Origin of the sequence: Frankia sp. AgPm24, assembly GCF_023243055.1 — a bacterium.
Classification (GTDB): domain Bacteria; phylum Actinomycetota; class Actinomycetes; order Frankiales; family Frankiaceae; genus Frankia; species Frankia umida.
The window spans coordinates 17,780-30,469 of sequence record NZ_JALKFW010000177.1 but is presented as its reverse complement, the minus strand read 5'-3'; the positions used below and the strand labels follow the sequence as shown (position 1 = coordinate 30,469).

The following is a 12,690-nucleotide window of genomic DNA, read 5'->3' as shown; positions in this document are numbered from 1 at the left end:
CCGCTCCTAGAGTGGGGAGGCGTCTGTCAGTGAAACAGGAAAACCTGCCCGCGAGGGTGGGAATCCCCGGTCTTCAGGCCGGGGAGGATGTCAAGTGTCCACCGTCGAGGACGAGCAGGCTGTCGGCGTCGGCGGCCAGCCGCAGGTCGTGGGTGACGACGAGGACGGTGCGCAGGGCGGCGAGCCCGCGGAGGGTGTGGACCAGGCGTTCGGCGGTGCGGTCGTCCAGGCCGGCGGTGGGTTCGTCCAGGACGAGGACGGGGGAGTCGCGCAGCAGGGCGCGGGCGATCGCGACGCGGCGGCGTTGGCCCCCGGAAAGCAGCCGTCCGCCCTGGCCGAGGTGGCTGTCGTAGCCGTTCGGCAGAGCACGGGCGAAGGCGTCGACGCCGGCGGCCCGCGCGGTCGCGAGTACCTGGGGCTCGGTGGCGTCCGGGATGCCCCAGGTCAGGTTCGCCCAGAGGGTGCCGTCAAGCAGCGGGCTGTCCTGGGCGACGACGGTGACCGCCCGGCGCAGTGAGGCGAGGGTGAGGGAACGAAGATCGTAGCCGTCGAGCAGGATGTGACCGGAGTTCGGATCGCGCAGGCGGACCAGCAGCGTTGTGATCGTCGACTTGCCCGCGCCACTACCGCCGGTGAGCACCGTGAGCTGGCCGGGGCGCAACACGAACGACACCTGGTCAAGCACCGGGGTGGATGCCGCGGGGAACCGGACGCTGACCCGGTCGAAGCGGACCTGCCCGTGGACGCGGTGCGGCTCACCCGCGTCGGGGGCGTCACGCACCTCCACCGGATGGTCGAGCAACTCGAGTATCCGGTCGCCGGACGCGGCGGCGGCGCCGATCGACACGACCAGGGTGCCCAGTTCCTGAACTGGGCCGTACAGATAGCCGAGGAAGCCGGCGAACGACAGCAGACCGCCGAGGGTGAGCCGTCCAGTGGAGATCTCCCAGCTACCCACACCGAGAACGGCCAGGACGAACACCGTCTCCAGCAGCGTGGCCAGGACCGCGTTCGCCGTGGCGACCCTGTAGGCGACCAGCCGCGCGTCGAACCAGGCCACGCCGTGGCGGCGTAGCCGGCGGTGTTCGTGGGCGGCCATCCCGTGCGTCTGCACCAGGGCGGCCGCGCTGATGTTCTCCTCGACGACGGCGGCGAGCTGCCCCTCGGCGACCCGCTGCCGCTCGGCGGCGATCTGCACCCGGGCGGTGAGCCGGCGGGTCAGCAGCCAGTAGAGCGGCGCGGCGGCGCAGGCCAGCAACGCCAGATCCCAGCGCAGCAGAAATGCGGCCGCAGTGAAACAGATCACCCCGGTGACGGCGGTCGCGATTTCCACCAGACCACTTCCGGCGAGTTCGTCGACGGCATCCAGATCCGAATCGAACCGGGTCAGCAGATCGCCGGCGGGTATCGCGGCGAAGAATGCGGGTGAAAGGACGTGCAGCCGCGCCAGCATCGCCTCACGCAGGTCCGCCAACAGCCGCCCGGACGCCCGTGCCTGCAGCAGATGACCGGCGTAACTGGCCGCCGCACCGGCGACGGCGACGACCAGCCAGGCCGTCGCCGGCCCGAGGAAGCGGCGGGTCGCCCCGTGCACCAGGGCCTCGTCGGTGAGCCGCCCGAACAGCCACACGGTCGTGGTCTGCGCGGCGGTGCTGACGAGCAGCAGCAGCGCGGCGGCGACGAACAGGCCCTGATGTGGCCGGGCGAACGGCCGCAGCCGCCGTAGCACCCGGGCGATCCGCCCCGAGCGGTGCGTTCCGGTACTCCCCGCGCGTCGTCCGCCCATGTCGCCGGCCTCCTACCGGTGCCCTGCTGCCCTGCGCTCAGCGCACTCGCCGCGGCCGGCCGGCCGGCGGGCCGGTGGGGCCGGTCCGGAGCTGGCCGCACCGCGGGCAGGCTCCGGACCGGCGCCGGAAATCTTTTCCGGTCCCTAACGGGGGAGTTTCCCGGGGAAGTGCTTCGGCAGTGGCTTACGGGCCTTCTTCGGCGGCTTCGGCGGCGGCGGAAGAATCTTCTTAAGCGGCATTGTCGACGTCCTTTCTCACAAGCCGGCCGTATTGCCGGCGTGACGCCACGTTAGCCGTGATATCGCTTGATTCCCTGTGGATCGGCTGGGTGTTGCTGTGCCTTGTCTGTGCGGCGCGGCGTCTGTGCTGGTAGATGTGTGGGTGGTGCACACAAAGCCAGCCGGTCCGAGATCCCCGAACGGAGTCCCCCGATGAGCTCACAGTTCCGCACTCTGACGGTCGATCGAGACAACGCCGTGGCACGTATCACACTGAATCGTCCGGACGCGGCGAACGGCATCACCCAGGAACTGGCCGCGGAGCTGGCCCAGGCCGCCTATGACGCCGCGGGCGATCCGTCCGTGCGCGCCGTGCTGCTGACCGGCGCCGGACGTTTCTTCTGCGCCGGTGGCGACGTGAAGGAGATGGTCGGCTACGGCGATCGGGCCGAGGCGGAGATGAAGAAGCTCGCTGATCTGCTGCACCGGGCCGTCACGACCTTCGCCCGGATGGACGTGCCGCTGGTCGTCGCGGTGAACGGGGTGACCGCGGGCGCCGGCATCGGGCTCGCCGTCCTCGGCGATCTGGTCCTGGCCGCGGAGTCGGCGACGTTCACCCTGGCCTACTCGAACGTCGGGCTCAGCCCGGACGGCGCCACGTCCTATGCGCTGCCGCGGCTGATCGGCCTGCGCCGCACCCAGGAGCTGATGTTCACCAACCGTCGGCTGTCGGCGGCCGAGGCCTGCGAGTGGGGTCTGGTCACCCGGGTCGTGCCGGCGCAGGATCTCGAGGCGGAGGCGACGGAGCTCGCCCGGCGGGTCGCGGCCGGGTCGGCGGACGCGCATCGCACGATCCGTCGGCTGCTCGCCGCCACCTACGACAACGGGCTGGAGAGCCAGCTGGAGCTGGAGGCCCGCGGCATCTCCGCCTGCGCCGGCGGCGACGGCAGGGAGGGCGCGGCCGCCTTCGTCGAGAAGCGGGCACCGAAGTTCGTCTGAGCCGGTCCGCTCAGACGATCGGGTCGGGGGCGGGGGCGCCATCGCGCGGCGCGGGGGTCGCGCCCGCGCCATCGGGCACCAGCGGGCGCGGGCCCGCGGGTTCGGGTGCCGCGGGCACGAGAGCTCCCCGGATGACCGCCCAGCGCAGCAACGGTGGTGCCATCACCGAGGTGGCGACGGCGACCAGCACCACCACCGTGTAGCCGGCGGGGCTGATCACCCCGAGGCGCAGGCCGGTACCGGCGACGACGATCTCCACCACGCCGCGGGCGTTCATGCCGGCGCCGATCGCCAACGCCTCCCAGTGGCCGAGCCGGCTGCGCCGCGCCCCGAGGTAGGCGCCCAGGAACTTGCCCGCCACCGCCACCGCCAGCACCACGGCGGCCGCGGCCAGCACCGTCGGCCGTGCGAGGGCGCTCAGATCCACCCGCAGCCCCGCCAGGGCGAAGAACAGCGGGGCGAGGACCCCGGTGACGACCAGGCGCAGCGGCCCGACCAGGCGTGGATCGAACGACCGGCGTGACCCGATCACCATGCCCACGACGAACGCGCCGAAGATGGCCTCGAGTCTCAGCGCCTGGGTCGCGGCGGCCCCGCCGATGATCAGCACCGCGCAGGTCAGGCTGACCGTCGCGGCCGGCGAGTCGCCGGTGGCGCGCCGGCGGGTGCTCCAGGACAGGGCCACCTCGGCCACGGGGCGTCCCAGCACGATCGCCACCGCGACCGTCGCCGCCACCGAGCCCACCGAGACCAGGATGTCCCCGGCGCGGACCCCGGTCGTCGCGAGCGCCGACACCACCGAGAGCAGAAGCCATCCGACGGCGTCGTCCACGGTGCCGGCGGCGAGGGTGAGCTGGCCGATGCGATGGTGCAGCAGGTTCAGATCAACGAGAATCCGGGCGATCACCGGGATGGCGCTGACCGCCATCGCGACGCCGAGGAACAGCGCGAACACCTCGGTGTCGGCCGTCGCGGACAGCAGGCCGGACGGCAGGAGCAGGCCGGTGGCCACGCCGAGCCCCAGGGGGATGAGCAGCCCGCCAAGACTGACCCGCACGGCCGTGCGGCCCCGACGCAGGACAGCGCCGACGTCCATCTCCGTGCCGGTCATCCCGACGAAAAGAATCACGCCGAGCTGCCCGACCGCCTCCAGGAGATGGAACCGGTCGGGATCGGTGGGTAGTAGCCAGTGCGCCGCGTCCGGGGCGGCCTTCGCGAACACCGACGGCCCGAGCAGGATCCCGGTGGCCAGTTCACCGACAATGACCGGCAGCCCGACGCGCTGCGCCAGCCGGCCCAGGACCAGCGCCCCGCCCAGCAACGCGGTGATCCCGAGCAGGAACACGAGCAGATCGTGTGGTGGGATCGCGGCGATCGGTTTCGCCTGCTCGGCGAGGTGAGTCAGCTCGGCCCCGCTACCCGGACGGTCACTGCTCACCCTCGAGCCTCCCTGGGTGCAGGCGTGCGAAGTCGACCAGTATCGGGGGAGTCGCGCGCTGCACAGTATGGCAGTCCGGTGCTCCGCCTGATGTCCTTTTTCGGCATGCGGATCCGGGCGCGGAGTCGGTGGATTGTGAATTTTCAAGAGCATTATGCTGGATGGCGGAGAATGCGCCGAACGTCGCCATGGGATGATCTCCACGAGCGTGGCCCGGGTGTGGTTCGAGCGGGAGAATGGGGCGGTGTCCCGACCTGAGCCCGCCCGCCCGCGACCGACCCACTTCGATCTGGTGCGCACGCCGACCTTCGCCGGTGCCGCGCTCCACCGGGACGAACATCTGCGCCGTGACCCCGACCGGCAGAAGGAGGGTTGGGCGAGCGCGCGGGTGCTCTTCGTCGATCCTGACGGGCTGCTCGCGGTGATCGGCTCCGAGCCGCGGCTGTGGACCCGCGTGGGTGCGGAGCTGGCCGGCTCGCCGCCGGAGGAGGCGATGCTGCTCGGTGAGGCCGACGGCACCGCCTACTGGGTGCTGTGCGGTGCGCAGGAGCAGGCCGGCGCCGGGCCGGAGATCGAATGGTTGAACGGGCACGCGGTGGGCGGTGAGACCGGCCCCCTGGACGGCGCCCTGCTGGCCGCCGCCGTCGGTCTGCGCAACTGGCATGACCGGTCCCGGTTCTGCACCCGGGACGGTTCGCCGACCACACCGGTCAACGCCGGTTGGGCCCGGACGTGCGAGGCCGCCGGGCATGAGGAGTACCCGCGCACGGACCCCGCGGTGATCGTGCTCGTCCACGATGGCGGCGACCAGGTTCTGCTCGGACGGCATCGGGCCTGGCCACCCGGCCGGTTCTCGGTCCTCGCCGGTTTCGTCGAGGCCGGTGAGTCGCTGGAGTCCTGTGTCGCCCGTGAGATCGCCGAGGAGGTCGGGGTCACCGTCCGCGACATCCGCTACCTGGGCAGCCAGGCCTGGCCGTTCCCCCGGTCACTCATGATCGGATTCCACGCCCTGGCCGATCCGGACCAGCCACTGAACGTGGACGAGACCGAGATCCGCGAGGCCCGCTGGGTGCACCGCGACGAGCTGCGCGAGGCACTCGCCCGCGGCGAATGGCGAGCCGCCCCCCGCACCCGCACCCTCAACCGCGCCACGATGGCCGCCGACACCTCCACCGAGGCCGAGCCCTCCCCGCTGCTGCTGCCGGGCCAGGTCTCCATCGCCCGCAACATGATCGAATCCTGGGTTCTCGCAGGCTGATCCCGGTTCCCGCCCCGGCCCGCCCTGGTTCCCGTTCTGGCCCGGTTCCTGTTCTGGCCCGGCCGGGGCCGAGGTCAGGACGGGACCAGGGACGGCTCGGAGCGCGGTGCGAGCACGGCGGCGGCGAGCTGGGTCGCGGCGACGCAGCAGACCGTGGCCGGCCAGCCGGCGGCGGTCCAGGCCAGCCCGATCAGCGTGCCACCGACACTGGACCCCAGGTAGTAGCCGAGCAGATACAGCGCGGACGCCTCGGCCCGCCCGGTCACCGCCCGGGCACCGACCCATCCGCTGGCCACGGAATGGGCCGCGAAGAACCCCGCCGTATAGATGACCAGCCCGGCCAGCACACAGCCAAGGTTGTCCGGCACCGTGAGCGCGAGCCCCGCCAGGGCGATCGCGATCGCCCCCAGCAGCACCGGCCGCCGGCCGAGCCGAACGGTGAGCCGTCCGGCCGCCGTCGAGGTCACCGTGCCGGCGAGATACGCGCAGAACACCAGCCCGATCGTCGCGCTCGACAGTCGAAACGGCGCCTCGGTGAGTCGGTAGGTCAGATAGTTGTAGGTGGCCACGAAGCCGCCCATCAGCACCATCCCGACCCCGCACAGTCGCAGAATCCCCCGGTCCCGCAGATGCCGCCGAATCACGACCCCCGCCCCACCGCCCCGGTCCGGCTGGTCCGCGGCACCGGCAGCCGCACCGGCACCGGCAGCCGCACCGGCACCGGCACCGACCGACTTGCCGACGTCCGCCGACCTACGGCGGCTGCCGCGGCCGCGAGCCCGGACCCCACCGGGGACGGTCACCGCGAAGATCGCCGTGCACACGGCCCCGACCCCGGCCACCGCGGCGACGGCGACCCGCCAGCCGGCCTGGCTGTCAAGCGCCGCGGGGACGAGCCGGCCGAGCAGACCCCCAAGCGACGTCGCCGACACGTACATCCCGACCGCCGGCGCCGCCGCCCGCGGATGCACCCGATCGCCGATGTGCCCCATCGCCACCGCGACGACGGACGCCAACGAAAGCCCCGCCGCCCCCCGGGAGACCAGGAACAGCGGCAGGTTCGGCGCCGCCGCCCCCAACCCCACGCACAGGCAGCCCGTCACCAGCCCGACGATCATCACCCGGGTCGGGCCGAACCGATCGGCCAACGCCGACATCGGCAGCACCGAGATCGCCAGCGCCCCGGTCGTCACCGACACGGTCAGACTGGACAGCGTCGCGTCCACCCCGAAGGTGTCCGCGATCTGCGGCAGCGACGCCTGCGTCGAGTAGAGCATCGCGAACGCGGCAAGCCCCGCCGCCACCACCGCCGTCTGCAGCCGCCGCAACGCCGGCGAACCCGGCAGCAACACCCCCTCGGACGTCGACGCCTCCGGCGACACCGTCCCACCGCCGGCTGGAGCTGGACCGCCGGACAGAGGCGAGTCGCCCGGCGGCTCCGCGTCAGGTGCCCGAGGGTGACGGGGGTGTGGCGCGGAGGGTTGCGGATCGACGGCGGTCACGTGCTCCCACGTTAGAACGCCGGCCTCCGAGGCATCCCCGTCATGAGACGCCTCTTGCACCGCACCCGCCCGCGGCCCCCGTCCACTCGTCTCGTCCAAGATCTCGGTGCGCCGGGAATCATGGCGCAATCGGCCTCGATGCCCCGGCCCCCGGCACCCCAGCCCGCCAGCCCCCCAGCACCCCGGCACCCGGCACCCCGGCCCTCGGCGGCCAACTTCTCGGGCCGCAGCCGGATGCCGAGGGCTATTCGGCCACATGCCGAGGGTTGTTAGGTGTGGGGGGCCGAAATCCCCGAACAACCCTCGGCATGGCATGATCGTTTCCGCGATCTGGCCGCGATCTGGCCGCGATCTGGCCGCGATGCGCGGGTGCCAAGGTACTCGACTCCGCACCATCGCACCCTGAGAAACGCCTATATGCGCATATATGGGACGGAAGTCTGTCTTGATCCCATCGTGCCGAGTTTCAGGGACGCAACCCCGGGGCTGGACGACCGCGAAGCTCGACCCGCGCTCCCGCGCTCCCGCGCTCCCGCGCTCCCGCGCTCCCGCGCTCCCGCGCTCCCGCGCTCCCGCACGGGCGTGGGTGAGTCAGTAGACGCGCAGTTCCTCGAGCACCCGGTCCGCGTAGGCGGTATCGCCGAGGACGTCGGTGCGGCCCTGGCGTGGTTCGCGGCCGGTCGCCCACAGGACGAAGTCCTGCGCCGACGCGCGCACAGTCGCCCGGCTGGTGCCCGCCGCCGGCCCGGTCCCGTTCGAGGTGGGGGTGATCTCGACCCGCTGGGCGTGAGGCGCGATGTGGATCGAGAGGGGGTCGGGGCCGGTGATCGCGATGGTGAGGGGGTCGGTGAGCAGGTCCCGGAAGGACCGGGTGGTCATCTGCGGGATGCCGCCGGCGAGCCAGCGGACCGCGGCGGACAACCGGGCGGGGTCGACGTCCGGCAGGTCACGCTGGATGGGGCCGCGCGGGGCGAGGACGTCCCAGCGCAGGTGGCAGGTGGCGTCGAAGGTCAGGGCGTCGGCGAAGCTCGGGAAGGGGTAGGTGCCGGCGGTACCCATGCTGATCTGCCGGCTGGCCAGAGCGGGTGGCAGGGCGCCGAACAGGGCGGACGCGGCGGGTCCGGCGGTGCGGAGCAGCGCGAGCAGCTCAGCGGGTGGACGGGCGGTGAGAGCGTGGGCCTGGACGTCGGTCGCGGCCTCGAACTCGAGTCCCGGCGGGGGCGGCTCGGGTGGCAGCAGACCGGTGATGCCGGCGATGCCGATGGTCAGATGCGCGAGCACGGTGTGCAGTGTCCAGCCGGGGCATGCGCAGGGGAGCGCCCACTCGTCGTCGCGCAGGGTCTCGAACACCTCGACCGCCTCCGCGACCGCCCGGCCCAACGCCTGCGCAGCCGCAGCCGCCGCGGGCGTCGCCGTGTCCGCGGCGCCCGCGGCTTCCGCTGTCCTCGTTACGGGAGGGGGAGCCTGTGACGGTGACTCAGGAGACGACGGTGACTCAGTAGACATAGTCCTCGCCGGTCGCGCGCACGGTCAGGTCGGTGATGGCGACGCCGAGCGGCTGGTCGATGACGTGGACGACGGCGTCGACGACGTCATTCGGGGCGAGGGTCCAGTACGGGGTCTGCTCGGGGTCGCGCGCGGCGGTGGGGAGACGGCCCTCGCGTAGCTCGGTGATGTGCTCCTGCCAGGACGCGATCCGGTGGGCGGCCAGGGGTGCGGCGGCCGCGCCATCGATGATGGTGCCGCTGAGGTTCGTGCCGAGCACACCACTGGGACGCACCAGGGTCACCTTGATCTTCCCCTGGCTTTCGACCCGCAGCGCGTTCGACAACGTCGCGACGGCGGCCTTCGTCGCACCGTAGACGGCAGCCCCGGCCACACCGGAGTTCCCGTAGATCGAGGAGATGTTGACGATGTGCCCGCCGTGCTCGGACATGTGGTCGTACACCGCGTAGACGCCGTGCAGGACACCCTTGAGGTTGATGTCGATGGCCCGGTCCCAGGCCTCGGCGGCGCGCGCGTGGTCGGCGAGGAACGCCAGCGGCATCACCCCGGCGTTGTTGACCAGCACGTCAAGCCGGCCGAACGTCGAGATGACCTGGGCGGCGGCGGCCGCGAAGGCCAGCCTGTCCCGCACGTCCAGACCGATGCCGAGCGCCCGCCCGCCGTCGGCCTCGATCGCGGCGGCGACCTTGCCGGCGCCGGCGGCGTCGACGTCGAGGGCCACCGGGATCGCGCCCCGTGCCGCCACTCGGGTCGCTATCAGCGCGCCGAAACCAGCCGCTGCGCCCGTGATGACGATCACCTTGCCGTCCAGGTGCCTGCTTTTGTGAAGGTCCACGGCGCTCACCCTAGGAAACGTCCGTGACGCGCGCCACCGTTGCCGCCAGCGCCAGCGTTGATGTCAGCGCCGATACCGGCGACAACGGTGACAGCCGACCGTCGCTAGCCGTGGGCCGCGGCCCCGGACATGTCCATGCCGGACATGTCCATCCCGGGCATGTCATGTGCGCTGGGGCCGGTGTAGCCGACGACCGGCACAGTGAGGGTGACGGTGCCGGCATGGGTGAAGACGAGGGTGAGCCGCACCTGCTCGCCCTTGGTCAGGCGGTGGACCGGGTGCTCCAGCATGGCGTGGTTGTGTCCGACGGCGAGCGTCGCCGTGCCATGCGCGGGAACGGCGAGTTCGGTGACCATCCGCATGGACGCCGATCCGCCGCGGCTCACGGTGGTGTGCAGGCTGACCTGGGGCGCCGCCGGTGTGGTGATCGAGGTGAGGGTGTCCGGCGTGCCGCCGGTGTTGGTGACGGTGAAGTACGCGGCAGCCTCCGTCTCGGACGACTGCTGCGGGATGTAGGCGCCGCGGATGCGCAGGTCAGCGACGTCCGCGCTGGCGGTACCGGGCGCGGCGGTCGGGACGCCGGTGGCCGAGCTGCCGCTGGTGGCCGAGCTGCCGTTGGTGGGTGGGGTGCTGGCGGTGTCCGGGTCGGCTGATCCGCAGGCCGCGGTGGCGAGCAGGGTTGCCGCGGCGAGCGCGGTCGCGGCGAGCAGCCGTCCGGCCCGATGGTGGCGGTGGGGGGAATGGCTGGTCATGGGTCAGCTCTCCAGAAGCTGCTGGCCGACGTGGCCCCCGGCGGGGGCGGCCGGCGGGACGGCGAACAGGGCGCTGCCGGTGTGGCGCACGAAGGCCGAGAGGGCGTCGAGGCGGTCGAGCTTGCGCTGGACGGCGGTGAACGCGGTGCGCGGGTCCGCCTGGTAGGCCAGGAAGAACAGGCCGGCGTCCGGGTCGCCGTCGGCGTCCAGACCGTCCTGGTAGGAGTAGCCGCGGCGCAGCATCCGCACGCCGTTGTTGAACTGCGGGTGGGACAGCCGCACATGGGAGTTCGCGGGGATGACGGGGCTGTCGTCCGCCGTGCGGGCGAGGAAGTCCGGGTCGGTGTGCTCGCCGCCGCCGCTCAGCGGTGCGCCGTCGGACTTGCGCCGCCCGATCACCTTCTCCTGCGCGTCGACGGTGAGCAGATCCCACCGGTCCAGCAGCATCCGGATGCGTCGGGCGACCAGGTAGCTGCCGCCGGTCATCCAGGCCGGTGCGGTCGTGTCGGCCCAGACCGCGAGGTCGAACACGGCGGTGTCAGCGGCAGGGTTGTTGGTGCCGTCGAACTGGCCCATCAGGTTGCGGGGGGTGCCGGTCGGTTCGGCCGAGGCGGCCGCCGACTGGCGGAAACCGTGCTGCCGCCAGCGTGGGGACGCGTACCGGCGGGCGAGCACGTCCAGGGTGCGGGCGGCCGACGCGGCCACCATCGGATCCTCGGCGCAGATCTGCACGGCCAGGTCACCGTCCCGGCGGGCCGGGTCGAGCTGATCATGCGGGAAGGCCGGGATCGGGGCCAGCTGCGGGGGAATCCGGGTGGTGAGCCCCGCCCGCGTCAGCGCCGACGCGCCCAGCCCGAAGGTGACCGTCAGTGCGGACGGCGCGAGGCCGAGGGTCCGCTGGCCGCCGTCGGCGGGCTGCTCGCCGGCCATCACCGTGGCGGCGGTGCGGGTCCACGCGGTGAGCAGGTCCCGCAGTGCCGTGCGGGCCTTGGCCGGGGTGACGGCGGCATCGCCGGTCAGGTCGTAGGCGGTGAACACCAGGTGCGCGGCGGGCGGGCCGGCGATTCCCGGCTGATGGGGGCCTGCGGGCCGGACCGCGGCGACCGCCCGGGCCCGCTGCCGTTCCAGCGGGCCCGGCCCGTCCGGCCCCGTGGCGTGTTCGACCAGCGCACCGGTGACACCGCCCGCGATCCCGCCCGCGCCGACCAGCCCGACCCGGCCCAGGAACGCGCGTCGCCCCAGCCCCGGCCCGGGTCCCCGCCCGGGCCCCGGGGCCCGTCCCGCTTCGCGCGCTGAGGGCCCTCGCCCGTCCGGCTCCTCAACGGGGTCGGACGGTGGGGCCGAGGTGGAGTCCGCCGTCATCAGGCACCCTTGACCAGGGTGGGCAGGTCGTGGGCGTAGTCGGCGGGGGTGATGCCGGCCAGGTAGACGACCCGGGCGACGCCGTCCGGGCCGAACGCGGTGACCTGCGAGCCATGGTCGACCACCCAGCTCCCGTCGGCCTGCTGGCGTGGCTTCTCCACCGGGATGCCGAACTGGTCGGCGTAGCCGGCGATCTGCTCCCAGGTGCCGGTGAGACCGACGAACGCCGGGTTGAACTGGGCCAGCCAGCTGTGGAGCACGGCCGGGGTGTCGCGTTCGGGGTCGGTCGTGATGAACACCACCGAGACCTTCTGCTGGACGGCGGCGCTGGTCTCGCTCAGGCCGGCGGCGATGTCGGCCATCGTGGTCGGGCAGACGTCCGGGCAGTGCGAGTAGCCGAAGTAGACCAGGGTGAGTTTCCCGGTCGTGGCGGCGCGCAGGTCGTACGGCTGGCCGCCGGTGTCGGTCAGGCGGACGTCCGGCTTGGGCATCGGGGCGGCCAGCGATGTCCCGCGCAGACCGGACGCGTCGGTGGCGTCGTCGAGGTGGACGATCACTCCGTTGGCGTCCGCCGAGGTCGCCGAGCCCCCGCCGCATCCCGTCAGGGCGAAGGCCAGGGCGAGTCCCAGGGCCAGCGCCCCGACCCCGACTCGGGGGACGGCCCGGCGCCGACCCCCGCCGCGGCGTCCGGACGGCTGCCCGCCGCCACGCGTACGACGCTCGGGGGAATCGGCGGCCCGGTGTTCGGCCGTCTGAGGTTCGGCCGTCTGAGGTTCGGCCGTCTGAGGTTCGGCCGTCTGGTGTTCGGCTGGCGGGTGTTCGGCTGGCGGGGTGGCGTCCACGCTGGGGATGTCCTTCGCACGTCGAGGAAGTCTGTGGGGGAAGCCGCGTGTTCGGGCGTCGACGGTGCCGCGGGCGCGGCGAAGCACACGGTTCGTGGGCTGCCGTGGGCTCATGCCGGCGGCCCGCATCGGCGGGAGCCGGCGGCCTGACGTCGGCGTGGGCCGCGTCGGTGCGGCCTGATGTCAGCGCA

10 protein-coding genes are annotated in these 12,690 nt (G+C 72.9%); 2 read left to right on the top strand and 8 right to left on the bottom strand.

Features of this window, described 5'->3' with window-relative positions; genetic code table 11:
- Positions 1 to 73 precede the first annotated feature (73 nt).
- Positions 74 to 1,786: an ABC transporter ATP-binding protein gene (locus MXD61_RS11975; RefSeq protein WP_248812947.1), complete on the bottom strand. Its 1,713-nt coding sequence runs from the start codon at positions 1,784 to 1,786 to the stop codon at positions 74 to 76.
- A gap of 432 nt (positions 1,787 to 2,218) precedes the next feature.
- Between MXD61_RS11975 and MXD61_RS11970 the strand changes: the two genes are divergently transcribed.
- Positions 2,219 to 3,004 (top strand): enoyl-CoA hydratase/isomerase family protein, encoded by a 786-nt coding sequence (locus MXD61_RS11970; RefSeq protein ID WP_163550840.1) that lies wholly within the window; start codon positions 2,219 to 2,221, stop codon positions 3,002 to 3,004.
- Between the two features lie 10 nt (positions 3,005 to 3,014).
- On the opposite strand, the gene MXD61_RS11965 is transcribed toward MXD61_RS11970, so the two are convergent.
- Positions 3,015 to 4,442 carry a cation:proton antiporter gene (locus tag MXD61_RS11965; RefSeq protein WP_248812946.1) on the bottom strand — a complete coding sequence of 476 codons (1,428 nt, stop codon included), beginning with the start codon at positions 4,440 to 4,442 and terminating at the stop codon, positions 3,015 to 3,017.
- Positions 4,443 to 4,686: 244 nt separating this feature from the next.
- On the opposite strand from MXD61_RS11965, the gene nudC reads away from it, so the two are divergent.
- Entirely contained in the window at positions 4,687 to 5,700 is a 1,014-nt protein-coding gene (nudC, locus tag MXD61_RS11960) for an NAD(+) diphosphatase (RefSeq protein WP_248812945.1), read from the top strand.
- Positions 5,701 to 5,774: 74 nt separating this feature from the next.
- Here the strand turns inward: nudC and MXD61_RS11955 are convergent, their stop codons facing one another.
- From MXD61_RS11955 to MXD61_RS11930, 6 genes are all read right to left on the bottom strand, one after another.
- Positions 5,775 to 7,082: an MFS transporter gene (locus MXD61_RS11955; RefSeq protein WP_248812944.1), complete on the bottom strand. Its 1,308-nt coding sequence runs from the start codon at positions 7,080 to 7,082 to the stop codon at positions 5,775 to 5,777.
- A gap of 711 nt (positions 7,083 to 7,793) precedes the next feature.
- Entirely contained in the window at positions 7,794 to 8,582 is a 789-nt protein-coding gene (locus MXD61_RS11950) for a maleylpyruvate isomerase N-terminal domain-containing protein (RefSeq protein ID WP_251079813.1), read from the bottom strand.
- 115 nt (positions 8,583 to 8,697) lie between these two features.
- Positions 8,698 to 9,543 (bottom strand): SDR family oxidoreductase, encoded by an 846-nt coding sequence (locus MXD61_RS11945; protein WP_248812942.1) that lies wholly within the window; start codon positions 9,541 to 9,543, stop codon positions 8,698 to 8,700.
- 104 nt (positions 9,544 to 9,647) lie between these two features.
- Positions 9,648 to 10,295, bottom strand: coding sequence for a copper chaperone PCu(A)C (locus MXD61_RS11940; protein ID WP_248812941.1), 648 nt, complete (start codon positions 10,293 to 10,295; stop codon positions 9,648 to 9,650).
- Positions 10,296 to 10,298: 3 nt separating this feature from the next.
- Positions 10,299 to 11,657 carry a Dyp-type peroxidase gene (locus MXD61_RS11935; protein WP_248812939.1) on the bottom strand — a complete coding sequence of 453 codons (1,359 nt, stop codon included), beginning with the start codon at positions 11,655 to 11,657 and terminating at the stop codon, positions 10,299 to 10,301.
- Complete coding sequence (locus MXD61_RS11930; protein WP_248812937.1) at positions 11,657 to 12,499, bottom strand: SCO family protein; 843 nt, start codon at positions 12,497 to 12,499, stop codon at positions 11,657 to 11,659. The genes MXD61_RS11935 and MXD61_RS11930 overlap by 1 nt, the downstream gene beginning before the upstream one ends.
- Between the last annotated feature and the right edge of the window lie 191 nt (positions 12,500 to 12,690).

Bases quoted from the DNA above. Each gene is read 5' to 3' on its own strand.
- MXD61_RS11975 (WP_248812947.1), bottom strand. From the start codon at position 1,786: ATGGGCGGACGACGCGCGGGGAGTACCGGAACGCACCGCTCGGGGCGG.
- MXD61_RS11970 (WP_163550840.1), top strand. From the start codon at position 2,219: ATGAGCTCACAGTTCCGCACTCTGACGGTCGATCGAGACAACGCCGTG.
- MXD61_RS11940 (WP_248812941.1), bottom strand. From the start codon at position 10,295: ATGACCAGCCATTCCCCCCACCGCCACCATCGGGCCGGACGGCTGCTC.
- MXD61_RS11935 (WP_248812939.1), bottom strand. From the start codon at position 11,657: ATGACGGCGGACTCCACCTCGGCCCCACCGTCCGACCCCGTTGAGGAG.